Here is a 23,324-nt window from a genome sequence, read left to right on the forward strand (position 1 = left end):
TAGTTTGCACACAACTCTGACATAGCCGTGTGGTATCCTGACAGACAACAGGGAAAGCTGCCGGACAGGTCGGCAGACCTGCACAACTTAGTTATAACATTAACAATGTGCAGAATCAATAGTTTATCGTGAAAATTTTGGCTGACTGTCAATATTTACAAAATTTAGAGCAATTTCGGAGGATTGTTTGGTGCGGTGAAACCAAAAATCTTTGCAAAAGGACTTGATAAAATTTTGACGATGTGATTTACTTATAGCGTAGCAAGTTGCCGCGATGTGGCACAGCGTTGATTGTTTAAATTTTAACGATAAAACGTACAGCTTGCACAAAATCTTGCACCCAAGACTGGAAAGTGCTATCATGGCAGAACCAAAACGCGCTTTTCACAGCGCTCAAGGAGGACACCAGACGATGGCAACAGCAGTTTATCCCGGTTCGTTCGACCCGGTCACAAAAGGACACCTTGATATCATCAAGCGCGCAGCAAAGATCAACGATCATTTGATTGTGGCAGTGCTCAACAACAGCGCAAAGAATCCGCTCTTCACCGTAGAAGAGCGCGTAGAGCTGCTCAAGGAGTGCTGCAAAGGCATCCAGAATGTTTCGGTGGAGAGCTTCGACGGCCTGACCGTAGAGTTCGCCAAGAAGCGGCACGCATCGGTGATGGTACGGGGACTGCGGGCTGTGACGGACTTTGAAAACGAGATCCAGCTTGCGCAGACCAATCACGCACTGATGCCCGGCATTGAGACCATGTTCCTTGCCACCAGCATCAAGTGGAGCTACCTTTCTTCTACGATCGTGAAGGAGGCAGCGTATTACGGCAGCGACATCGGCAAGTTCGTTACCCCCAATGTGGAAAAGGCGGTCAACGAAAAGTATGCGCTGATCCGGCAGGGAAAAGACCCTGAAAAATAATTTGCAGAAATGCCCAAGGGCGTTTTGATAAAAAGGCAATCGAAAAGCAACACATACACAATTCAGGAGGCTATTCACATGAAAAAGATCGTTATCGCATCTGCATGCCGTACCGCTATTGGCAAGTTCGGCGGCACTCTGGCAAACGTTCCCGCAGTTGAGCTGGGCTCCATTGTCATCAAGGAAGCCCTGAACCGTGCAAACGTCGCACCTGAGCAGGTCGATCATGTTTACATGGGCTGTGTCATTCAGGCTGGTCTGGGCCAGAACGTTGCACGTCAGGCTGCTCTGAAGGCTGGTCTGCCCATCGAGACCCCGGCTGTCACCGTCAACGTGGTGTGTGGCTCCGGTCTGAACTGCGTCAATATGGCTGCTCAGATGATCGAGGCAGGCGATGCTGATATCGTGGTCGCAGGCGGCATGGAGAACATGGACATGGCTCCCTTCGCACTGCAGAAGGCTCGTTACGGCTACCGCATGGGCGCTCCTATGGGCAAGAGCGAGATCGTGGATACCATGGTCAACGATGCTCTGTGGGATGCCTGCGGCTTCAACAAGCACATGGGTATGACCGCTGAGAACGTCTGCACCAACGAGACCTATCAGAAGAAGTACGGCTACAGCCCCATCACCCGTGAGATGCTGGACGAGTTCTCATACAACAGCCAGCTGAAGGCTGACAAGGCCATCAAGGACGGCGCTTTCAAGGACGAGATCGTTCCCGTTGTGATCAAGGGCAAGAAGGGCGACACCGTGTTCGATACCGATGAAGGCCCCCGTCTGAGCGCTCCTGAAGTGCTGGCAAAGCTGAAGCCCGCTTTCACCAAGGACGGCATTGTGACCGCCGGCAACTCTTCCGCCATCAATGACGGCGCTGCTGCTCTGGTCATCATGAGCGAGGAGAAGGCAAAGGAGCTGGGCGTGAAGCCTCTGGCTACTTGGGTGGCTGGTGCTCTGGCAGGCGTTGAGCCCGAAGTCATGGGTCTGGGCCCCATCGCTGCTACCAAGAAGGTCATGGCTAAGACCGGCATGAGCGTTGCTGACATGGATCTGATCGAGGCCAACGAGGCATTTGCTGCTCAGTCTGTGGCTGTCAGCCAGGCTCTGAACTTTGATATGAGCAAGGTGAACGTCAACGGCGGCGCAATTGCTCTGGGCCACCCGGTCGGCGCTTCCGGCGCTCGTATCCTGGTCACCCTGCTGTATGCTATGAAGCATCGCGGCGCACACAAGGGCCTGGCTACCCTGTGCATCGGCGGCGGCATGGGCTGCGCTACCATCGTTGAGATGGACTAAGCTCCATTACTGGAGAGCCTGACTGAATGACAGACCCGGGCAGGGGAGGAACCGGAGAGCCTGCTCTGGCCCGGGGGCTGTTTATGATAACTGATAAGATTTGAATAGGAGGTTTTCACAATGGCATTTGTAAAAACCGAGGTGCAGGGCGCAGTTGAGATCATCACCATCGACCGTCCCAAGGCACTGAATGCCCTGAACCCCGAAGTTCTGGCAGACCTGAAGGCTGCATTTGAGGCTGTGGATCAGGAGACTGTCCGCTGCATCGTTCTGACCGGCGAAGGCGACAAGAGCTTCGTGGCAGGCGCTGATATCGGTTCCATGAGCACCATGACCAAGGCAGAGGGCGAGGCCTTCGGCAAGCTGGGCAATGATGTGTTCCTGATGATCGAGAGCTTCCCCATCCCCGTCATTGCAGCCGTGAACGGCTTTGCACTGGGCGGCGGCAACGAGCTGGCAATGAGCTGCGATATCCGCATCTGCTCTGACAACGCTGTGTTTGGTCAGCCTGAAGTTGGTCTGGGCATCACCCCGGGCTTCGGCGGCACCCAGCGTCTGGCACGTCTGGTCGGCATGGGCATGGCAAAGCAGCTGGTCTACTCTGCTCTGAACATCAAGGCAGACGAGGCTCTGCGCATTGGTCTGGTGAACGCTGTGTATCCGCAGGCTGAGCTGATGGAGAACGTGCTGAAGCTGGCCGGCAAGATCGCAAAGAACGCACCCATCGCTGTACGCAACTGCAAGAAGGCAATCAACGGCGGCATCAGCCTGCCCATCGAGAAGGCTGTTGAGGTCGAGGAAAAGCTGTTCGGCGACTGCTTCGAGACCCACGATCAGGTGGAGGGCATGAGCTGCTTCCTGTCCCGTGAGAAGCCGAAGCCCAAGGCAGTATTCACCAACAACTAATCCATTACTACATAATTTTTGATATTAAAGGAGAGGTTTCCTATGAAGATCGGTGTTATCGGCGCTGGCACCATGGGCCAGGGCATCGCAAAGGCATTTGCACAGGTTGAGGGCAACACCGTTGCTCTGTGCGACATCAAGCAGGAGTGGGCCGAGAATGGTCTGGCAAAGATCAAGAAGGGCTACGAGAAGCTGGTTGCCAAGGGAAAGATGACGCAGGAAAAGGCAGACGCTATCGTTGCTGCCATCACCCCGGGCCTGAAGGAAGACCTGTGCGCTGACTGCGATCTGGTCGTTGAGGCTGCTTTTGAGGATATGAAGGTCAAGCAGACCACCTTCGGTGAGCTGGATAAGATCTGCAAGCCTGAGTGCATCTTCGCTTCCAACACTTCTTCTCTGTCCATCACCGAGATCGGCAAGGGCGTTAGCCGTCCGCTGGTTGGCATGCACTTCTTCAACCCCGCAGACCGCATGAAGCTGATCGAGGTCATCGCAGGCTGCAACACTCCCGCTGAGACCGTTGAGAAGATCAAGGAGATCTCTGTTGCCATCGGCAAGCAGCCGGTTCAGGTCAACGAGGCTGCAGGCTTCGTCGTCAACCGCATCCTGATCCCCATGATCAACGAAGCAGCCTTCATCAAGATGGAAGGCGTTTCCGATATCGCCGGCATTGACACTGCCATGAAGCTGGGTGCCAACCACCCCATGGGACCCCTGGAGCTGGGCGACTTCATCGGCCTGGATATCTGCCTGGCTATCATGGACGTGCTGTACAAGGAGACCGGCGACAGCAAGTACCGTGCATGCCCGCTGATCCGTAAGATGGTCCGCGGCGGCAACCTGGGCTGCAAGAGCGGCAAGGGCTTCTACGTTTACAACGCAGACCGCACCAAGACCCCTGTTGACCAGCTGTAAATTCTGATAAACGTTTCTCCCGACTATGGAAACACGGCCGGGAGGAATTTGTTTGCACCGGGCAATTCCGGTAAATGAAAAAGACCCGTTAGGAGGATATAGCGATGGATTTTACTCTGTCCAAGCAGCAGCAGATGGTACAGAAAATGTACCGTGAGTTTGCTGAGAACGAAGTCAAGCCCCTGGCAAAGAAGGTTGATGCGGAAGAGTACTTCCCCAAAGAAACCGTCGAAAAGATGGGCAAGCTCGGCATGATGGGCATTTATTTCCCGACTGAGGTCGGCGGTGCAGGCGGCGATGTGCTGTCCTACGTCATGGCAGTGGAAGAGCTGAGCAAGGTCTGCGGCACCACCGGTGTCATCGTCTCTGCTCACACCAGCCTGTGTGCTGCTCCTATTTATGAAAATGGTACTCCCGAGCAGAAGGCAAAGTATCTGCCCAAGCTGTGCAGCGGTGAGTGGCTGGGTGCTTTCGGCCTGACTGAGCCGGGTGCCGGCACCGACGCACAGGGCCAGCAGACCTTTGCAAAGCAGGACCCCGAGACCGGTGATTGGATCCTGAACGGTTCCAAGATCTTCATCACCAACGCCGGCTACGCAAACGTCTTTATCGTTATTGCTGTCACCGATATCGTGCCCGACAAGAAGGGCCGTCCCACCAAGCAGTGCTCCGCCTTTATCGTGGAGCGTACCGACCCGGGCTTCTCCGTCGGTAAGGCTGAGGACAAGATGGGCATCCGCGGTTCTTCCACCTGCGAGCTGATTTTCGAGGACTGCCGCATCCCTGCTGACCGTATGCTGGGTGTGCGTGGCCGCGGCTTCCAGCTGGCTATGGCTACTCTGGACGGTGGCCGTATCGGCATTGCTTCTCAGGCTCTGGGCATCGCCGAGGGCGCTTTGGAAGAGACCGTTGCTTACGTCAAGGAGCGCAAGCAGTTCGGCCGCAGCATTTCCGCATTCCAGAACACCCAGTTCGAGCTGGCTGAGATGAAGGCACGCGTTGAGGCTGCAAAGTATCTGGTCTACGCTGCTGCTCTGAAGAAGCAGGAAGCAATGGATGGCAAGAAGGTCCGTTACAGCGTCGAGGCTGCTCAGGCAAAGCTGATCGCAGCCCGTACCGCAAGCGATGTGACCCGCCGCTGCCTGCAGCTGTTCGGCGGTTACGGCTACACCCGTGACTATCCCATCGAGCGCATGATGCGTGATGCCAAGATCACTGAGATCTACGAGGGCACCAGCGAAGTGCAGATGATGGTCATTTCCGGCGCGCTGCTGAAGTAAGGGAGGCAAGAGTTACAATGAAAGCAATTGTTTGTGTAAAGCAGGTTCCTGATACCTCCGGCAAGGTGTCCGTCAAGCCCGATGGCACTCTGGACCGTGCTTCGATGGCTACCATCACCAACCCTGATGACCTGAATGCTCTGGAGGCTGCTCTGAAGCTCAAGGACGCTACCGGCTGCGAAGTCGTTGTTGTTACCATGGGTCCCCCGCCGGCAGAAGGCATGCTGCGTGAGCTGCTGGCCTGCGGTGCAGATAAGGCTGTTCTGGTCTCCGGCCGTGAGTTCGGCGGTTCCGATACCTTCGCAACCAGCCAGATCCTGGCTGCTGCCGTCAACAAGATCGGTGTCGGCCCCGAGGACGTTGTGTTCTGCGGCCGTCAGGCAATCGATGGTGATACCGCTCAGGTCGGTCCTCAGATCGCTGAGAAGCTGCACCTGCCTCAGGTCACCTATGTGGCTGACATCCAGAAGGATGGCAACACCCTGACCGTGAAGCGTATGCTGGAGGACGGCTACATGATGGTCAAGGTGCAGACTCCCTGCCTGCTGACCTGCATCAAGGAGCTGAACCAGCCCCGTTACATGAGCGTGAACGGCATCTTCACCTGCTACGACAAGCCGATGGAAGTGTTCGATTACAACGCACTGAAGGACGATCCGCTGATCGAGGTCGATACCATTGGTCTGAAGGGTTCTCCGACGAACGTCTTTAAGTCCTTCACTCCTCCGCAGAAGGGCGCAGGCACCATGCTCAAGGGCGACGATACTGCCGCACAGCTGGCTGGTATCCTGGCCAAGAAGCACCTGATCTGATGAAAGGAGCATAGGATTACAATGGCTGATTTTAACGAATACAAAGGCGTATGGGTCTTCTGCGAGCAGCGCCAGGGCGCATTGATGCCCACTGATTTCGAGCTGGTGAGCGAGGCCCGCAAGCTGGCTGATGAGCTGGGCTGCGAGGTCACCGGCCTGCTGCTGGGCGACAACGTGGAAGGCATTGCCAAGGAGCTGGGCGGCTATGGTGCCGATAAGGTCATGGTCTGCGACAGCCCCCTGCTGAAGGACTACACCACCGATGCATACGCTAAGGTCGTGTGCGACATGGTCAACGAGTACAAGCCCGAAGTCCTGCTGATCGGTGCAACCAACATCGGCCGCGATCTGGGCCCCCGCTGCGCAGCTCGTCTGCACACCGGCCTGACCGCTGATGCTACCCATCTGGACATCGACACTGCAAAGTACATCGATTTCCTGAAGGAGAGCTCCACCATCGACCTGTCCAAGCAGAAGTTCGATATGGAAGACCGCAACCTGAAGATGACCCGTCCCGCATTCGGCGGCCATCTGATGGCTACCATCATCTGCCCCCGCTTCCGTCCGCAGATGTCCACCGTGCGTCCCGGCGTTATGAAGAAGGCTCCCTTCGATCAGGCCAAGGCTGATGCCTGCCAGATCGTGAAGCCCGCATTCGCTCTGGCTGCTGAGGACATCAAGACCGAGGTCCTGAGCGTTGAGAAGGCCGCTGAGAAGCTGGTCGATCTGATCGGCGCAGACGTGATCGTCTCTGTCGGCCGCGGCATCAGCAAGGATGTCCAGAAGGGCATTGAGCTGGCTGAGCAGCTGGCAGCTGCTCTGGGCGGCGGCGTTGTGGGTGCTTCCCGTGCCGTCACCGATGCAGGCTGGATGACCGCTGACCATCAGGTTGGCCAGACCGGCAAGACCGTGCATCCCAAGATCTATGTTGCTCTGGGCATTTCCGGCGCTATCCAGCACACTGCTGGTATGCAGGACTCCGAGTGCATCATCGCTGTCAACAAGAACGAGGGTGCTCCCATCTTCGGCGTGGCTGACTACGGCATCGTGGGCGATCTGTTCAAGGTCGTGCCCGAGCTGATCAAGCAGATCGAGGCAGCAAAGGCTGCTCAGTGATCGCCTGAAGCAAGATCTTTTCAATAGCATAGCCTGAATTGTGGAAGGGCGGCTCTTCGGAGCCGCTCTTCTTTTTTGTTTGTCAAATGCTAAGGTGACGCATAAAAGACGGTGGACAAAACAGCAAGAGGCAGGGCTTCGCCAGAGATCCTGCCTTTTTGCTCTGTTCGGCGATTCTTTGAGCGATGTCCTTTTTGGCGGGGCTTGTTGCGTTTTGCGTAATACTCGGTTCAGTCAGAGCAAAGAGTTAGAGTATTAAACTGTACGGAGGGACAGCACAGATGGGTTCGGAAGAACCGTCTGCGCTGTTTTTTGTTGCGGATGGTGCTGCAAAAGAGCGGGTGCAGTGCAGGGATAGCCAGAGGAAGAAAAAACAGCGTCTGAAAGTGCACACAAAGTGCAGCGAAACATGAAAAGACGGCTTTGAGTTAAGAAAGAAACGGAAATACACGATCAAAACGTCACAAAATCGTGTTGCAAAAATAAATTTCCGTACAAAAAGTGCCTTAAAAAGCCTCCCAAAAGGGTGCGCTGCAACAGTTGCATAACAATAGAACAACATTTAAGACGAGTCTGCAGTGCTCGTCAAGGGGCTTTTTAGGTGAAAAAGTTCTAAAATTTTATATTATTCATCAAAACACGACTGAATCCCTTGACCATGAGACACTTTTGTGATACTATTGTTGCACAACAGTTGCACTTGTGAAACGGTAGTGTTGCAAACAAGTTGCAAAAACCTACGGAGGATGTCTTATGGAACTTGAGATGAGGATCGTAAAGAAGGTCGCAGCCGCTGCGATGGCCATGGCTGTGGTTTTTGGTGCCGCATCCCTCAAGCCTGTTGCCGCAAATGCTGCACAGGCCGGGCCTGAGACAGCTTCCGTGATGGAAGAAGAAAACTCCTTCCTGAGCCATCAGGATGAAGCTTACCAGAACGAGTTCCTGCGCCGTGTGAACAGCGAGCGCGCAAAGGCTGGCCTGAAGCCTGTCCAGCTGGGTGATAGCAGTCACAACAGTGCTGCTCAGGAGCGTGCGAAGGAACTGGCCTCTTCTTATTCTTACGTTCGTCCCAATGGCCAGCGCGATTTTACCGTCTTCGCAGAGAATGGCATCGAAGATGTGTCGAGTGGCGAGGACTACATGGCGGGCGTTTCCACCCCCGATGCAGCGGTGGATCAGTGGATGAACATTGATTTTGCCCGTGAGCGCATCCTGAACGCAGATGCGACCACCATGAGCGTGGGCCACTATGAAGGCGGCGTTTACAACAACTACTGGGTGCTGATCTTCTCTTATCCCGAAAACTCTTACACCAGCGACTATCGTCAGAGAGTTCTGGATCTGGTCAATGCAGAGCGCGCAAACTACGGCCTGCAGCCTCTGGTCATGGGGGACGCAAAGCTCACTGCAGCTGCACAGCATCGTGCTGAGGAGATCGCAACTGTGAACTCTCATGTGCGCCCCAATGGTTCCAAGTGGTACACCGTGCTCAGTGAATACGGTGTGACCGATGCTGCTTCCGGTGAGAATGCCGCATGGGGCAGCGTTTCTCCCGAAGAGGTCGTAACGGCATGGATGAACTCCGAAGGCCACCGTGCGAATATTCTGGACCCGGAAGCCCGCGCAATGGGTGTTGGCTACTACTACAACAGCTCCAGCACCTGGGGCCATCAGTGGATCCAGCTCTTTACCAAGTAATCATCGTAATCATATGCTTTCTTCAGAAAAATCGGCTGGGCCGCAGGGCTCAGCCGATTTTTTGCTGTCTTTTTTAAGAGCCGGGGGAGCTGAGGATCCGACCCGAAAGAAATGAAACAGATAACGTGTTCTGCAGTGGTTGCACAACGGCCGATTTATGTTATACTTATTCTGAATAAAAAGCAGGAGGAACCACCGTGGAGGATTACCGCACGATTCGTGGCACGGCCACAGGAGAATACGAAGAGAAGAAGAGCCGCTTCATTGCATCCCTGTCTTTTGCGGACAGTGAGGAAGCCGCCGTTGCATTTCTGGAACAGGTGCGTGCGGCCAACCGGACCGCACGGCACAATGTATATGCCTACCGCCTGCGGGAAGGCAACCGGGAACGCTACTCGGACGATGGCGAACCGGCAAAAACGGCGGGGACCCCGGCGCTGGAAGTGCTGCAGCACAGCGGTCTGACCGATCTGATCGTGGTGGTGACCCGCTATTTTGGCGGTGTGCTGCTGGGCACCGGCGGCCTTGTGCGTGCCTATACGACGGCCACGGCCCGGGCATTGGAGAACGCCGAGGTGGTCACGGTGCGCAGTGTGGTGGAACTGAGCGTGACGGTGGACTACTCGCTGTATGAGCGGGCTTCGCTGCTCATCGATGCGGCGGGAGCAAAACAGGCCGCACCGCAGTTCACGGATCGTGTGACCCTGTGCTGGCAGATGCCGGAGCACACGGAAGGCCCGCTGCTGGAGCAGCTGCGGGAGCTGACCCGGGGCGGAGCACAGGTCCATGTCTCGGAACCTTTCTACGCACCCTTTTGATAAAAACTGCGTCCATAGGAGGACTTTTGAAAAAAACGGGCAAAATTTTGTGAAACGACAGGGTATTTCCCCCTTCGACAAACCGGGTGTGTTACAATTGCCGCGGGCGCAGCAATTGGGATCGGCTGTGCCGAAGCAGAGAGGGGGAATGCTGAAAAAGGAGGGGATCCTGTATGAATGTACGACAGCGCACGGAAGAGATCGAACGTATGACCTTTGCACCGTGGGCGACCTTCAGCGACCAGAGCAGGGGGAGGATGGTGCAGGAGGAACAGGACCCGATCAGGCCGGTGTTCCAGCGCGACCGCGACCGGGTGCTGCACTGCAAGGCCTTCCGCCGCCTCAAGCAGAAAACGCAGGTATTTCTCTCACCGGAAGGAGATCTGTACCGGACCCGGCTGACCCATACGCTGGAGGTTTCACAGATCGCCCGTACCATTGCCCGGGCCCTGCGGCTCAACGAGGATCTGACCGAGGCCATCAGTCTGGCCCATGATCTGGGGCATACGCCTTTTGGCCATGCGGGTGAGCAGGCGTTGAACAAGCTCTGCCCGGATGGCTTCAAGCACTATATGCAGAGCCTGCGTGTGGTGGACAGGCTGGAAAAGGACGGAAAGGGCCTGAACCTGACATGGGAGGTGCGCAACGGCATCGTGACCCACACCAAGGGGACATGGGCGGCAACGCCGGAGGGACGCATCGTGCGCATGGCCGACCAGATCGCCTTTGTGAACCATGATATCGAGGATGCCGTTCGTGCCGGGGTGCTGGACCCGGATATTCTGCCCAAAGAGTGCACGGCTGTGCTGGGCAGGACCAAATCTGCCCGCATCACCACAATGATCAACAGCATTCTGGCCAACAGCGAAGGCGATGTGAAGGTGGGCACAGAGGAAAACGAGGCTTTCCTCGCGTTGCGCGACTTCATGTACGCTACGGTGTATGTGGACCGGAGCGCCAAGCGGGAGGAGCAGAAGGTGGGCAAGGTGATCGAAGAGCTGTATGAGTACTACCTGAGCCACATCGATCAGATGTCCAACTTTTATGTCCAGCTGGCCTATCAGGAGGGCAGAGAGCGTGCCGTCACCGATTACATCAGCGGCATGAGCGATGAATTTGCCATCCGGACCTTTGAGGAAATTTTTGTGCCGCAGAAATGGCATGTGTTGTAAACTTTGAAAGGTTGTTTGAAAGATCCATGATCCCACACGAATACATTGAGGAACTGACCCGCCGCACCGACATTGTAGAGCTGGTGGGCAGCTATGTGCAGCTCAAGCGCAAAGGGCGGCTGTACGGCGGTCTGTGTCCCTTCCACAGCGAGAAAACGCCCTCCTTCTATGTCTACCCGGACACCCAGAGCTTCTACTGCTTTGGCTGTCAGGCGGCAGGCGATGCCATCAGCTTTGTCAGAAAGATCAACAGCATCGATTACCCGGAGGCCGTCAAGCTGCTGGCGGCGCGGGCCGGAATGCCCGAACCGCAGGAGGACGACAAGACGGGCCGGATGCGCAGCCGCATCCTTTCCATGAACAAGGAGGCTGCGCGTTTTTTCCATGCCTGTCTGAACTCCACCGTGGAGGAAGCACGGCAGGCGCGGGCCTACTGGCGGCGGCGCGGACTGGACGATAAGACTATTGCACGGTTCGGGCTGGGCTATGCACCCGATGACGGACAGGCCCTGTACCTGTACCTGCGGGATAAGGGCTACAACCAGCAAGAGCTGGATGCCAGCGGCCTGTTCAAGCGCAGCCAGTCCGGCCGTATCTACTGCCTGTTCTGGAAGCGGGTGATGACCCCCATCTTTGACCTGCGGGGCAATATCATCGCATTCGGTGGGCGGGTGCTGGACGATTCCAAACCAAAGTATGTCAACAGCCCGGAAACGCTGGTGTACCACAAATCGGAAACGGTATTTGCATTGCAGATCGCAAAGCGCAGTGCAGTGCGCCGGTTCGTGCTGTGTGAGGGCTACATGGACGTGATCAGTATGCATCAGGCGGGGATCGATACTGCGGTGTGCGCCTGCGGCACGGCCCTGACACCGGAGCAGGTGCGGCTCATCAGCGAATATGCAGATGAGGTGATTCTGAGCTACGATTCCGACGAGGCCGGCCAGAAGGCGACTCTGCGTTCACTGGAACTGTTCCGCAACAGCCCGGTGAAAGTGGGCGTTTTGCAGATCCCCGGGGCAAAAGACCCGGACGAGTACATCAAGAAGTACGGTGCAGAACGGTTCAAGACGCTGCTGGACGGTGTGGGCAATGCACTGGATTTCCGGCTGGGCCGCCTGCGCAGCCAGTACGATCTGGCACAGGATGCGCAGCGGCTGGAATACGTCAAGGAAGCTGTGAATATGCTGGCAGAGCGCTCCAACCCTACCGAGCAGGAGGTGTATGCGGGCCGTCTGGCAGAGGAGACCAATATCTCCAAAACAGCCATTATGACCCAGCTGGAAACGGCAGTGAAAAAGGCCGGAAACAGGCGCCGCTGGGAGAAACGGCAGCAGGTGCTCAAGTCCGGCGAAATGAACCAGATCAAGCTGCCCTACAGTGCGGGCGGCAGTCAGGCGCTGGGGATCGCAAGTGCACAGCAGCGGCTGCTGGCAGCGATCCTGCGGGAGCCGCAGTATCTGAAGCTGGCAGAGAAGGAGCTGTTGCCGGAGCAGTTCATCCAGCCCCAGCAAAAGGAGCTGTACGAAGCCATGCTTCGCTGCAGCCGGGAAGGCATTGAGATCAACCTGACCACGCTGCGGGCCTATGTCAGTGAAGAAGCGCTGAATGAGCTGAGCCGTTTTGCGGCACAATACAGCGAAGTGAATTGCACGCCGGACGATATCCGGCTGTATCTGGACCGCATTGCCCGGGGGATGCCCGTGGCAGGCAAGGCGGCGCATATGTCCAATGAGGAACTGAGTGATTACCTCCAGTCGATGCGCGAAAAAAAGCAGGGAAGCGTTCCTGTAGAAGAATGAGACCGCTGCTTTTCCCTCCGGCTGGAGCAGGAGCGGAAAGGAGCAGGAATCATGCAGAAATTGTCGCAAACGGAGGAATTGGCCCGGGAGCTGGCCTCTCATGCCCGGCGTCACACTGTGACGCCGGAACAGATCAGCCGTGCTATGGACGAGAAGGATTACGATGTGGCACAGCTGGATGAGCTGTATGCTGCATTGGAGACCCGCGGCGTACATCTGGCCGAAGAAGAAACCGAGCTGCCTGCACTGGACGAAACGCAGATCGGCAGGCTGGAGCACGAGCTTTCGGCCGAAGGCGTGGCACTGGATGACCCGGTAAAGACCTATCTGAAGGAGATCGGCCAGGTGCCGCTGCTGACGGCAGAACAGGAAACGGAGCTTGCCCGTGCGGCGCAGGCCGGAGACGAGGATGCCCGCCGTCACCTGAGCGAAGCAAATCTGCGGCTGGTGGTGTCGGTGGCAAAACGCTACGCCGGGCGGGGACTGCCGTTTCTTGATCTGATCCAGGAGGGCAATCTGGGGCTGATGAAGGCTGCAGAAAAATTTGAGCCGGAACGGGGCTTCAAGTTCTCCACCTATGCCACATGGTGGATCCGGCAGTCCATCACACGGGCCATTGCGGATCAGGGGAGAACGATCCGCATCCCGGTGCATCTGGTGGAGAGCATCAACCGGGTCAAAAAGACGGCTGGCGACCTGCTGCGCAAAAATGGCCGGGAGCCTACGGTGGAGGAGATCGCCGTGCGGCTGGATATGGAGCCTGCCCGGGTGCGGGAGCTTTTGCAGCTGGCACAGGACCCCATCAGCCTGGAAACACCGGTGGGTGAAGAAGAGGACGCCCACCTTGAGGATTTTATTCAGGACGAGGAAGCGGGCGTCCCGGTGGATGAAGCCGGGCGGCAGCTGCTGCGCCGGGAGCTGTTCAGCGTGCTCAAGAGCCTGACGCCCCGGGAAGAGCGGGTGATCGCACTGCGGTTCGGGCTGGAGGATGGCCGGGCCCGCACACTGGAAGAATTGGGCAAAGAGTTCAATGTGACGCGGGAGCGGGTGCGGCAGATCGAAGCCAAGGCCCTGCGCAAGCTGCGGCACCCCAGCAGGGCAAAACGCCTGCGGGATTACTTGGATGAGTAAACGGTTATAATTGCCGCCGCGTGCGCTCTGGCAATATTAGAGGAAACATTATTTTTTATATTTGCAGCTCAGAAAAGCCTGCGGGCTTTTCTGAGCTGCTTTTTCACGAATAAAGGGCCGCGAAGGAAAACGGACAGATCCGACTGTAGAAGTAATACTCCAAAACACAAGAGCAAAGATAGACAAATTGCACAAGGGGATTATGAACAGGAACGTGCAAAATAAAAAAATCAAGACCCAAAACGGTAAAAAGCAACACGCTGCCGGGCGTGCCGGAATTGAAAGAAAAATAAATTTATTTTGGCAAAAATCTGAAAAATGGCTTGACAACAAGACTTTTAGAGTTTATACTGTATTAGTATCACATAATGGACTAGTGCGCCAAAAAAGGGAACACAGAGGCAGCGGCTGGATGGGTCGAACCGGAAAGTTTGTGAAAAACGCCGAAAGGCTCCCTTCGACGCGGGTCGAATTATGTGTGTCTGCTCAAATTTGACCCGTGTATACGACATCCCGTAGAGTATAAAAGTAAGGAGTGGTTGATTTTATGATGAAAGTCAAGCCCGTAAAGCTCGGCAAAACCGAGCGCATGAGCTTCTCCCACATCGACGAAGTCATCAGTATGCCGAACCTGATCGAGGTCCAGAAGAACTCTTATCAGTGGTTCCTGGACGAGGGCCTGAAAGAGGTCTTCCACGATATCGGCACCATTGAGGACTACACCGGCAATCTGGCACTGAGCTTTGTGGACTTCCGTCTGGATAAGGAGCCGAAGTACAGCATCAAGGAGTGCAAGGAGCGCGACGTGACCTATGCAGCACCCCTGCGCGTCACCGCCCGTCTGCTGAACAAGGAAACCGGTGAAGTGAAGGATCAGGAGATCTTCATGGGCGATTTCCCGCTGATGACCGATGCCGGCACCTTTGTGATCAACGGTGCAGAGCGTGCTATCGTCAGCCAGCTGGTCCGCTCTCCCGGCGTGTTCTACGGCGATGCCAAGGATAAGGTGGGCAACGACCTGTACAGCGCAACCATGAACCCCAACCGCGGTGCATGGCTGGAGTACGAGACCGATGCTTCCGATGTGTTCTATGTCCGTATCGATAAGAACCGCAAGCTGCCGGTCACGGTGCTGTGCCGTGCACTGGGCCTGTCCACCAATGAGGACATCCTGAACTTCTTTGGCGACGATGAGCGCATCCTCGCTACTCTGGAGAAGGATACCACCAAGAATCAGGAAGAGGGCCTGCTGGAAGTCTACCGCAAGCTGCGCCCCGGCGAGCCTCCCACGGTGGAGTCCGCTACCAGCCAGATCAACATGCTGTTCTTCGACCCGCGCCGCTACGACCTGTCTCGTTTCGGCCGTTATAAGATGAACAAGAAGCTGTCTCTGGCCCGCCGCATCACCGGTCAGGTGGCTGCTGAGAATGTGGTTGCTCCGCTCACCGGCGAGATCCTGATCGAGGCCGGTGCCAAAATCACCCGCGAGCTGGCCGAGAAGGCTGACAACGCCGGTGTGAATCTGGTCGAGCTGAAGCTCGACGATCCCATGAAGGAAGAGAGCCGGAAGATCAAGGTCATCACCAATGGCTGTGTGGATGCACAGGGCTTCTTCTCCTTTGACGTGAAGGAGTGCGGCATCAACGAGCGCTGCTCCTTTGACGAGATCAAGAAGATCCTGGACACCACCTCTGATGTGGAAGAGCAGAAGGAGATGCTGCGCCGCAACCACGACCAGCTGATCGGCCGCACCGTTACGGTCGCCGATATTCTGGCTTCCATCAACTACCTGAACGGTCTGGGCCACAACATTGGCACCACCGATGATATCGACCATCTGGGCAACCGCCGCATCCGCAGCGTGGGTGAGCTGCTGCAGAACCAGTTCCGCATCGGCTTCTCCCGCATGGAGCGCGTCATCCGTGAGCGCATGACCCTGCAGAGTCAGGATCAGAGCGTGATCACTCCGCAGGCCCTCATCAACATCCGTCCGGTGGTGGCAGCCATCAAGGAGTTCTTCGGTTCTTCTCCGCTGTCCCAGTTCATGGATCAGAACAACCCGCTGGCTGAGCTGACCCACAAGCGCCGTCTGTCTGCTCTGGGCCCCGGCGGTCTGAGCCGTGACCGCGCAGGTTTCGAGGTCCGCGACGTTCACTACAGCCACTACGGCCGTATGTGCCCCATCGAGACCCCTGAAGGCCCCAACATCGGTCTGATCTCCTATCTGGCATCCTACGCAAAGATCAACGAGTATGGCTTCGTGGAAGCTCCGTACCGCAAGGTCAAAAAGACCTACGACGAGAATGGCCGCCTGCTCGAGCAGGTCGTCACCGATGAAGTGGAGTATATGACCGCTGACGTTGAGGACGAGTACGTTGTGGCACAGGCCAACGAGCCGCTGGATGAGGGCAAGCACTTCGTGCGTCCCCGCGTTTCTGCCCGCCGCCGCGATGAGATCCTGGAAATCGACGCAGAGAAGGTCGATTACATGGACGTTTCTCCGCGAATGATGGTCTCTGTTGCTACCGCATGTATCCCCTTCCTGGAGAACGATGACTGTAACCGTGCTCTGATGGGCTCCAACATGCAGCGTCAGGCAGTGCCTCTGATGGTCACCCAGCAGCCCATCGTTGCTACCGGTATGGAATACAAGGCAGCTACCGACTCCGGCACTGCTGTTCTGGCAAAGAACGACGGTATCGTTGAGAAGATGGATGCCGACCATGTTGTTGTGCGCAACAACAAGGGCGAGCTGGAGGACTATCCTCTAATCAAGTTCGCACGCTCCAATGCAGGCACCTGCATCAATCAGCGTCCCATCGTCGAGGTCGGCGAGAGCGTCAAGGCCGGTCAGGTGCTGGCCGACGGCCCTGCAATGCGCAACGGCGAGATCTCTCTGGGCAAGAACGCTCTGATCGGCTTCATGACTTGGGAAGGCTACAACTACGAGGACGCCGTTCTGCTGAACGAGAAGATCGTGCGCGAGGACGTGTACACCTCCATTCATATTGAAGAGTACGAGACCGAGAGCCGCGACACCAAGCTGGGACCTGAGGAGATCACCCGTGATATCCCCAACGTCTCTGAGGATGCGCTGAAGGATCTGGACGAGCGCGGTATCATCCGCATCGGTGCCGAGGTCAAGAGCGGCGACATTCTGGTTGGTAAGGTCACCCCGAAGGGCGAGACCGAGCTGACCGCTGAGGAGCGCCTGCTGCGCGCCATCTTCGGCGAGAAGGCCCGCGAAGTGCGCGATACCTCTCTGCGTGTGCCCCACGGCGCATATGGCATCATCGTGGACGTCAAGGTGTTCACCCCGGAGAACAGCGACGAGCTGCAGCCCGGCGTGCGCGAGGTCGTCCGCTGCTATATCGCCCAGAAGCGCAAGATCAGCGTCGGCGATAAGATGGCAGGCCGTCACGGCAACAAGGGTGTCGTTTCCCGTATTCTGCCGCAGGAGGACATGCCCTACCTGCCCGATGGCACCCCGCTGGACATCGTGCTGAACCCCCTGGGCGTGCCTTCCCGTATGAACATCGGTCAGGTGCTGGAAGTCAACCTGGGCTACGCTGCCAAGGCATGCGGCATCAAGGTCATGACTCCCGTCTTCGATTCCGCTCGTGAGAACGACATCGGCGATACCTTTGATACCGCCCGCGAGATGTGGCACGGTGAGAATGCTCCTGCATATCCCACCAAGCTCCCCAAGATCATGGGCGAGAAGGGCCACATCATCGACTTCTCCAAGATCGAGCTGGACCGCGATGGCAAGACCACCGTTTATGACGGCCGCACCGGTGAGAAGTTCGATAACCGCGTTACCGTCGGTTATATGTACTACCTGAAGCTGCATCACCTGGTCGATGATAAGATCCATGCACGTTCCACCGGCCCCTACTCTCTGGTCACTCAGCAGCCTCTGGGCGGCAAGGCCCAGTTCGGCGGCCAGCGCTTCGGCGAGATGGAAGTCTGGGCACTGGAAGCTTACGGCGCTGCATACACCCTGCAGGAGATCCTGACCGTCAAGTCCGACGACGTGGAGGGCCGTGTCAAGACCTACGAGGCCATCGTCAAGGGCGAGCCCATCCCGCAGCCCGGCATCCCCGAGTCCTTCCGTGTTATGCTCAAGGAACTGCAGTCTCTGGGTATGGACGTTGTCGTGCAGGATAAGGAAGGCAACGAGATCGACATGCGCCAGAACTTCGACGATGAAGAGACCGGCTTTGACATGCGTGATGTGGCTGGCACTGAGAACGTCGTGCAGGAGAGCGAACTGCTCAACGATTACAATATTAAGGACGCCGATGCTGGCTTCGATGATCCTTCCGTGCTGGAGGACGATAACTCTGGCAGCGAGGCTCCCGCTTCTTCCGACGAAGTAGATTTCTGATCAGAACAAAAACACAGGTCTGCTGCCCCTGACCGCGTGCTGCGGCAGGGGAGAGACTTGTGCTCTGAATAAGAAAGCCGCCTGTATCATCGAGACAACAAGAGATTAAGGAAGGGTTCGTTTCATGGAAAACAACGTTTTCGATTCGATCAAAATCGGCCTTGCCTCCCCGGAGCAGATCCGCAACTGGAGCTACGGCGAGGTCAAAAAGCCTGAAACCATCAACTACCGTACCCTGAAGCCGGAGCGCGACGGCCTGTACTGCGAGCGCATTTTTGGACCTACCAAGGACTGGGAGTGCCACTGCGGCAAGTATAAGCGTATCCGCTACAAGGGCAAGATCTGCGACCGCTGCGGCGTTGAGGTCACCAAGGCCAAGGTCCGCCGTGAGCGCATGGGCCACATCGAGCTGGCCGCTCCCGTGAGCCATATCTGGTACTTCAAGGGCATCCCCAGCCGCATCGGCCTGATGCTGGACATCAGCCCCCGCCTGCTGGAGAAGGTCCTGTACTTTGCAAGCTATATCGTCACCGATCCGGGCGCTACCCGTCTGGAAAAGAAGCAGCTGCTCACCGAGAGCGAGTACCGCGAAATGCGCGACCACTACGGTGATGAGTTCGAGGCTGCTATGGGTGCCGAGGCTATTCAGGATCTGCTGAAGGAGATCGATCTGGATCAGCTGAGCGCAGAGCTGACCGCTGAGGTGGAAAAGTCCTCCGGTCAGAAGCGCGTGCGTATCCTCAAGCGTCTGGAGGTCGTGGAGGCATTCCGCATTTCCGGCAACCGTCCCGAGTGGATGGTCATGGATGTACTGCCTGTTCTGCCGCCTGACCTGCGCCCCATGGTCCAGCTGGATGGCGGCCGCTTCGCCACCTCCGACCTGAATGACCTGTACCGCCGCGTCATCAACCGCAACAACCGTCTGCGCCGTCTGCTGGAGCTGGGTGCTCCCGACATCATCGTGCGCAACGAGAAGCGCATGCTGCAGGAAGCAGTGGACAGCCTGATCGACAACGGCCGCCGCGGCCGTCCCGTCACCGGTCCCAACAACCGTGCTCTGAAGAGCCTGTCCGACCTGCTGAAGGGCAAGCAGGGCCGCTTCCGTCAGAACCTGCTGGGCAAGCGTGTTGACTACTCCGGCCGTTCCGTTATCGTCGTCGGCCCTGAGCTGAAGATGGATCAGTGCGGTCTGCCCAAGGAGATGGCTCTGGAGCTGTTCAAGCCCTTTGTCATGAAGGATCTGGTGGAGAAGGGCATCGCCAACAACATCAAGTCCGCCCGCAAGATGGTGGAGCGCGCAAAGCCTGAGGTTTGGGACAGCCTGGAGACCGTGATCAAGGGTCATCCCGTTCTGCTGAACCGTGCACCTACCCTGCACCGTCTGGGCATTCAGGCCTTCAACCCGGTGCTGGTGGAGGGCCGTGCCATCAAGCTGCACCCGCTGGCATGTACCGCATTCAACGCCGACTTCGACGGTGACCAGATGGCAGTGCATCTGCCTCTGGGCGAGGATGCCTGCCGTGAGGCCAAGATGCTGATGCTGGCTTCCGGCAACCTGCTGAAGCCTTCTGACGGCGCACCTGTTACCGTGCCTACACAGGATATGATCCTGGGCAGCTACTACCTGACCACCGTTCGTGAAAACGATGAGGGCGCAGGCAAGGTGTTCCGCGATGAGAACGAGGCTCTGATGGCTTATGCAGAGCACATCGTCACCCTGCACGCACCCATCAAGGTGCGCCGCACCATGGTGATCGATGGCGTGGAGCGCACCGGTCTGGTGGATGCTACCGTTGGCCGCATCATCTTCAATAACCCTGTTCCTCAGAATCTGGGCTATATCGACCGTACCGATCCCGAGCACTGGCTGGAGTACGAGGTCAGCTTCCGTGTGACCAAGAAGACCCTGCCCGACATCATTTCCCGCTGCATGACCCGCAACGGCACCCGCAAGTGTGCAAAGATGCTGGACGCCATCAAGGCGCAGGGCTACAAGTACTCCACTCTGTCTGCAATCTCCGTCGCTGTGTGCGACGCTGTGATCCCGCCGCAGAAGCAGGAGCTGATCGCCGAGGCTGATCAACAGATCGCCAAGGTCGGCAAGCTGTTCAACCGCGGCCTGATCTCCGACAACGAGCGTTACAACCAGACCATCTCCATCTGGCAGGCTACCACTGATAAGGTCTCCAAGGCTCTGGCAGACAACCTGCCCAAGGACAACGAGATCTATATGATGGCAGACTCCGGTGCTCGTGGTTCTATGAACCAGATCAAGCAGCTGGCCGGCATGCGCGGCCTGCTGGCAAATACCGCTGGTCACACCATCGAGATGCCCATTCGCGCCAACTACCGTGAAGGTCTGAATATTCTGGAATATTTCGTTTCTGCCCGTGGCGCCCGTAAGGGTCTGGCAGATACCGCTCTGCGTACCGCTGACTCCGGCTACCTGACCCGCCGCATGGTCGATGTCTCTCAGGATGTCATCGTCCGCGAGATCGACTGCGGCACCACCGACGGCCTGTGGGTCTCCGAGATCCACGAGGGCAAGGAGAAGATCGAGAGCTTCCGTGAGCGTCTGATCGGCCGCTTTGCTGTGGGCGATGTGGTCAACCCCGTCACCGGCAAGGTGATCGTGCCGGAAGGCAAGATGATCGACCTGTACGATGCAAACGAGATCGAGGCAGCCGGCATCACCAAGCTGAAGATCCGCAGCCTGCTGACCTGCCGTGCAAAGACCGGTGTCTGCGCACGCTGCTATGGTTCCGATATGGCAAACGGTGAGCCGGTCCGTCTGGGTGAGTCTGTCGGTGTTATCGCCGCAGAGTCCATCGGTGAGCCCGGTACCCAGCTGACCATGCGTACCTTCCATACCGGCGGTATCGCATCTGCTGAAGATATCACACAGGGTCTTCCCCGTGTCGAGGAGCTGTTCGAGAGCCGTCGTCCCAAGAGCATGGCCATCATGAGCGAGATCTCCGGTGTCGTTTCTCAGGATGATACCAAGAAGAATGTCGTCATCAAGGTGACCGGCAAGGACGAGACCGGTGCTGAGGTCGTGAAGAGCTACTCCATCCCGTTCACCCAGCATTCCCGCGTGATGCCGGGCGACCGTGTGGAGAAGGGCGACATCATCACCCGTGAAGGTGTTCTGTATCCGCAGGATATTCTGGCGATCAAGGGTCTGGAGGATGTCCAGAACTACCTGATCAACGAGGTCCAGAAGGTTTACCGTCTGCAGGGCGTGGAAATCAACGATAAGCATATCGAGGTCATCGTCCGTCAGATGTGCCGCAAGGTGCGTGTGACCGATTCCGGTTCTTCCAACCTGATCGGCGGTGCTCTGGCAAGCCGTCTGGAAGTGGAGAACATCAACGCCGATCTGCAGCAGCGCATCGATGCTGGTGAAGAGGGCCTGAAGCTGGTCGAGTATCAGCAGGTGCTGCTGGGCATCACCAAGGCTGCACTGGCCAACGACTCCTTCCTGTCTGCCGCATCCTTCCAGGAGACCACCCGCGTGCTGACGGAAGCTGCCATCAAGGGCAAGGTCGATCCGCTGGCCGGCCTGAAGGAGAACGTCATTATCGGTAAGCTGATCCCCGCAGGTACCGGTCTGCCGGAAGTCCGTGAGGATCTGAAGAATCGTGAGGCTGAGCGCGACGCTGAGGTCGCTGCCGAACAGGCAGCTGCTGCACAGTAAGCAAAGCTCCTTCCTGAAAGTATAAAGCACAGACCGTTCTGTGGGCAGCCGCCTGCAGAACGGTCTTTTGTATGTCCAAAACAGAGAAGCAGGGGAGAAAATAACAGCGTTTTGCCTCGAAAAAACACGAAAAGAAAAAAACTGGAATAAACGAAAAAAACTTTGCAAAAACTGTTGACATCCGCCTGTAAAGCGAGTATTATATAACTGTTGCGCGTCCCTCATGGGGATAGTGCGGCAAAAAAGTCGGAAAAAGTCCGATGCTCATCATTAAGAAAGGAGAAACAAAATGCCTACTTTTAACCAGCTTGTACGCAAAGGCCGTGAGGTTCTGACTACCAAGAGCACCGCTCCCGCCCTGCAGAAGACCTACAACTCTCAGAAGAAGCAGTATTCTGATCTGAGCAGCCCCCAGAAGCGTGGCGTGTGCACCGCTGTTCGTACCATGACCCCCAAGAAGCCTAACTCTGCTCTGCGTAAGGTTGCTCGTGTCCGCCTCACGAATGGTATCGAGGTCACCTCTTACATTCCCGGTATCGGCCATAACCTGCAGGAGCACTCCGTCGTGCTGATCCGTGGCGGTCGTGTTAAGGACCTGCCCGGTGTGCGTTACCACATCATCCGTGGTACCCTGGATACTCAGGGTGTGGCAGGCCGTAATCAGGCCCGCTCCAAGTACGGCGCAAAGCGTCCTAAGGCCGGTGCTGCAAAGAAGTAATTGAGGACAACCGCCATAAACGGCTTTCCATTATATAAATAACAAGTCCGCTGATAAAGCGGAGGGCAACAGTTTATGTAAAGGTCAGCTCTTTGTGACACAACGGGAGTTTTATTACTTTCGAGTACCGATGATATCATTCTGTGAAGGAGGGAAGAAAGATGCCTAGAAGAGGTAACATTGCTAAGCGCGATGTCTTAGCTGATCCTATTTACAATTCCAAGATGGTCACTCGTCTGGTCAACAGCGTTATGCTGGATGGCAAGAAGGGCGTCGCTCAGAAGATCGTTTACGAGGCTTTCTCCATGATTCAGGAGAAGACCGGCAACGATCCTCTGGAGACTTTCGAGAAGGCGATGGAGAACATCATGCCCAGCCTCGAGTGCAAGACCCGCCGCGTTGGCGGTGCTAACTACCAGGTTCCTCTGGAAGTCAGCCCGGCTCGCCGCGAGACTCTGGGTCTGCGCTGGCTGACTGCCTACAGCCGCAGCCGTGGTGAGAAGACCATGGCTCAGCGTCTGGCTGCTGAAATCATGGATGCTGCCAACAACACTGGTAACGCCGTGAAGAAGCGTGAGGATACTCACAAGATGGCAGAAGCTAACAAGGCTTTCGCTCATTTCCGTTATTGATCTGTTCTGTAGGAGGTTAATT

General features: G+C 56.7%; 17 protein-coding genes. All 17 read left to right on the forward strand.

Annotated features, from left to right (window positions below; genetic code table 11):
• Nucleotides 1-412: 412 nt before the first annotated feature.
• The 17 genes from coaD (at nt 413) to rpsG (ending at nt 23,302) form a co-directional block, all read left to right on the forward strand.
• Entirely contained in the window at nt 413-919 is a 507-nt protein-coding gene (coaD, locus tag ACNSPV_RS08990) for a pantetheine-phosphate adenylyltransferase (protein ID WP_339394701.1), read from the forward strand.
• 78 nt (nt 920-997) lie between these two features.
• Nucleotides 998-2,215, forward strand: a complete 1,218-nt coding sequence (locus ACNSPV_RS08995; RefSeq protein ID WP_097774827.1) for an acetyl-CoA C-acetyltransferase — start codon at nt 998-1,000, stop codon at nt 2,213-2,215.
• A 120-nt stretch (nt 2,216-2,335) separates the two neighbouring features.
• Complete coding sequence (locus ACNSPV_RS09000) at nt 2,336-3,121, forward strand: enoyl-CoA hydratase-related protein (protein WP_249238519.1); 786 nt, start codon at nt 2,336-2,338, stop codon at nt 3,119-3,121.
• A gap of 42 nt (nt 3,122-3,163) precedes the next feature.
• Entirely contained in the window at nt 3,164-4,036 is an 873-nt protein-coding gene (locus tag ACNSPV_RS09005; RefSeq protein WP_005940172.1) for a 3-hydroxyacyl-CoA dehydrogenase family protein, read from the forward strand.
• Between the two features lie 104 nt (nt 4,037-4,140).
• Complete coding sequence (locus ACNSPV_RS09010) at nt 4,141-5,316, forward strand: acyl-CoA dehydrogenase family protein (RefSeq protein WP_005940174.1); 1,176 nt, start codon at nt 4,141-4,143, stop codon at nt 5,314-5,316.
• A 17-nt stretch (nt 5,317-5,333) separates the two neighbouring features.
• On the forward strand, nt 5,334-6,128 hold the full coding sequence (gene acrB, locus ACNSPV_RS09015; RefSeq protein WP_348583675.1) for an acryloyl-CoA reductase electron transfer subunit gamma: 795 nt from the start codon (nt 5,334-5,336) through the stop codon (nt 6,126-6,128).
• A 21-nt stretch (nt 6,129-6,149) separates the two neighbouring features.
• The gene (acrA, locus tag ACNSPV_RS09020; RefSeq protein WP_097774831.1) at nt 6,150-7,244 is read left to right on the forward strand and encodes an acryloyl-CoA reductase electron transfer subunit beta; all 1,095 of its coding nucleotides are present in this window, start codon (nt 6,150-6,152) and stop codon (nt 7,242-7,244) included.
• A gap of 753 nt (nt 7,245-7,997) precedes the next feature.
• Complete coding sequence (locus ACNSPV_RS09025) at nt 7,998-8,942, forward strand: CAP domain-containing protein (RefSeq protein WP_348583674.1); 945 nt, start codon at nt 7,998-8,000, stop codon at nt 8,940-8,942.
• A gap of 197 nt (nt 8,943-9,139) precedes the next feature.
• Nucleotides 9,140-9,760, forward strand: coding sequence for an IMPACT family protein (locus ACNSPV_RS09030; protein ID WP_249238523.1), 621 nt, complete (start codon nt 9,140-9,142; stop codon nt 9,758-9,760).
• Between the two features lie 173 nt (nt 9,761-9,933).
• Entirely contained in the window at nt 9,934-10,932 is a 999-nt protein-coding gene (locus ACNSPV_RS09035; RefSeq protein ID WP_348583673.1) for a deoxyguanosinetriphosphate triphosphohydrolase, read from the forward strand.
• Between the two features lie 26 nt (nt 10,933-10,958).
• Nucleotides 10,959-12,734, forward strand: a complete 1,776-nt coding sequence (gene dnaG, locus ACNSPV_RS09040; protein WP_348583672.1) for a DNA primase — start codon at nt 10,959-10,961, stop codon at nt 12,732-12,734.
• A gap of 51 nt (nt 12,735-12,785) precedes the next feature.
• The gene (rpoD, locus tag ACNSPV_RS09045; protein WP_348583671.1) at nt 12,786-13,865 is read left to right on the forward strand and encodes an RNA polymerase sigma factor RpoD; all 1,080 of its coding nucleotides are present in this window, start codon (nt 12,786-12,788) and stop codon (nt 13,863-13,865) included.
• 202 nt (nt 13,866-14,067) lie between these two features.
• On the forward strand, nt 14,068-14,361 hold the full coding sequence (locus ACNSPV_RS09050; RefSeq protein ID WP_348583670.1) for a hypothetical protein: 294 nt from the start codon (nt 14,068-14,070) through the stop codon (nt 14,359-14,361).
• A 51-nt stretch (nt 14,362-14,412) separates the two neighbouring features.
• A complete protein-coding gene (locus ACNSPV_RS09055; protein ID WP_249238528.1) occupies nt 14,413-18,255 on the forward strand; it encodes a DNA-directed RNA polymerase subunit beta in 3,843 nt (1,280 codons plus the stop codon).
• A gap of 124 nt (nt 18,256-18,379) precedes the next feature.
• A complete protein-coding gene (gene rpoC, locus ACNSPV_RS09060) occupies nt 18,380-21,952 on the forward strand; it encodes a DNA-directed RNA polymerase subunit beta' (RefSeq protein WP_348583669.1) in 3,573 nt (1,190 codons plus the stop codon).
• Between the two features lie 289 nt (nt 21,953-22,241).
• On the forward strand, nt 22,242-22,670 hold the full coding sequence (rpsL, locus tag ACNSPV_RS09065; RefSeq protein WP_005926182.1) for a 30S ribosomal protein S12: 429 nt from the start codon (nt 22,242-22,244) through the stop codon (nt 22,668-22,670).
• 161 nt (nt 22,671-22,831) lie between these two features.
• Entirely contained in the window at nt 22,832-23,302 is a 471-nt protein-coding gene (gene rpsG / locus ACNSPV_RS09070; RefSeq protein ID WP_005930552.1) for a 30S ribosomal protein S7, read from the forward strand.
• The last annotated feature ends 22 nt before the right edge of the window (nt 23,303-23,324 follow it).

The sequence above is a fragment of the Faecalibacterium sp. 3 genome, from assembly GCF_048323735.1.
In the GTDB taxonomy this organism is placed as follows: Bacteria; Bacillota; Clostridia; order Oscillospirales; family Ruminococcaceae; genus Faecalibacterium; species Faecalibacterium wellingii.

Coding starts and splice junctions, on each gene's coding strand:
- ACNSPV_RS09005 (WP_005940172.1), top strand. CDS start 3,164: ATGAAGATCGGTGTTATCGGCGCTGGCACCATGGGCCAGGGCATCGCA.
- ACNSPV_RS09010 (WP_005940174.1), top strand. CDS start 4,141: ATGGATTTTACTCTGTCCAAGCAGCAGCAGATGGTACAGAAAATGTAC.
- ACNSPV_RS09000 (WP_249238519.1), top strand. CDS start 2,336: ATGGCATTTGTAAAAACCGAGGTGCAGGGCGCAGTTGAGATCATCACC.
- dnaG (WP_348583672.1), top strand. CDS start 10,959: ATGATCCCACACGAATACATTGAGGAACTGACCCGCCGCACCGACATT.
- ACNSPV_RS09025 (WP_348583674.1), top strand. CDS start 7,998: ATGGAACTTGAGATGAGGATCGTAAAGAAGGTCGCAGCCGCTGCGATG.
- ACNSPV_RS09055 (WP_249238528.1), top strand. CDS start 14,413: ATGATGAAAGTCAAGCCCGTAAAGCTCGGCAAAACCGAGCGCATGAGC.
- rpsL (WP_005926182.1), top strand. CDS start 22,242: ATGCCTACTTTTAACCAGCTTGTACGCAAAGGCCGTGAGGTTCTGACT.
- acrB (WP_348583675.1), top strand. CDS start 5,334: ATGAAAGCAATTGTTTGTGTAAAGCAGGTTCCTGATACCTCCGGCAAG.
- ACNSPV_RS09050 (WP_348583670.1), top strand. CDS start 14,068: ATGAACAGGAACGTGCAAAATAAAAAAATCAAGACCCAAAACGGTAAA.
- ACNSPV_RS09035 (WP_348583673.1), top strand. CDS start 9,934: ATGAATGTACGACAGCGCACGGAAGAGATCGAACGTATGACCTTTGCA.
- coaD (WP_339394701.1), top strand. CDS start 413: ATGGCAACAGCAGTTTATCCCGGTTCGTTCGACCCGGTCACAAAAGGA.
- rpsG (WP_005930552.1), top strand. CDS start 22,832: ATGCCTAGAAGAGGTAACATTGCTAAGCGCGATGTCTTAGCTGATCCT.
- ACNSPV_RS08995 (WP_097774827.1), top strand. CDS start 998: ATGAAAAAGATCGTTATCGCATCTGCATGCCGTACCGCTATTGGCAAG.
- rpoD (WP_348583671.1), top strand. CDS start 12,786: ATGCAGAAATTGTCGCAAACGGAGGAATTGGCCCGGGAGCTGGCCTCT.
- acrA (WP_097774831.1), top strand. CDS start 6,150: ATGGCTGATTTTAACGAATACAAAGGCGTATGGGTCTTCTGCGAGCAG.
- rpoC (WP_348583669.1), top strand. CDS start 18,380: ATGGAAAACAACGTTTTCGATTCGATCAAAATCGGCCTTGCCTCCCCG.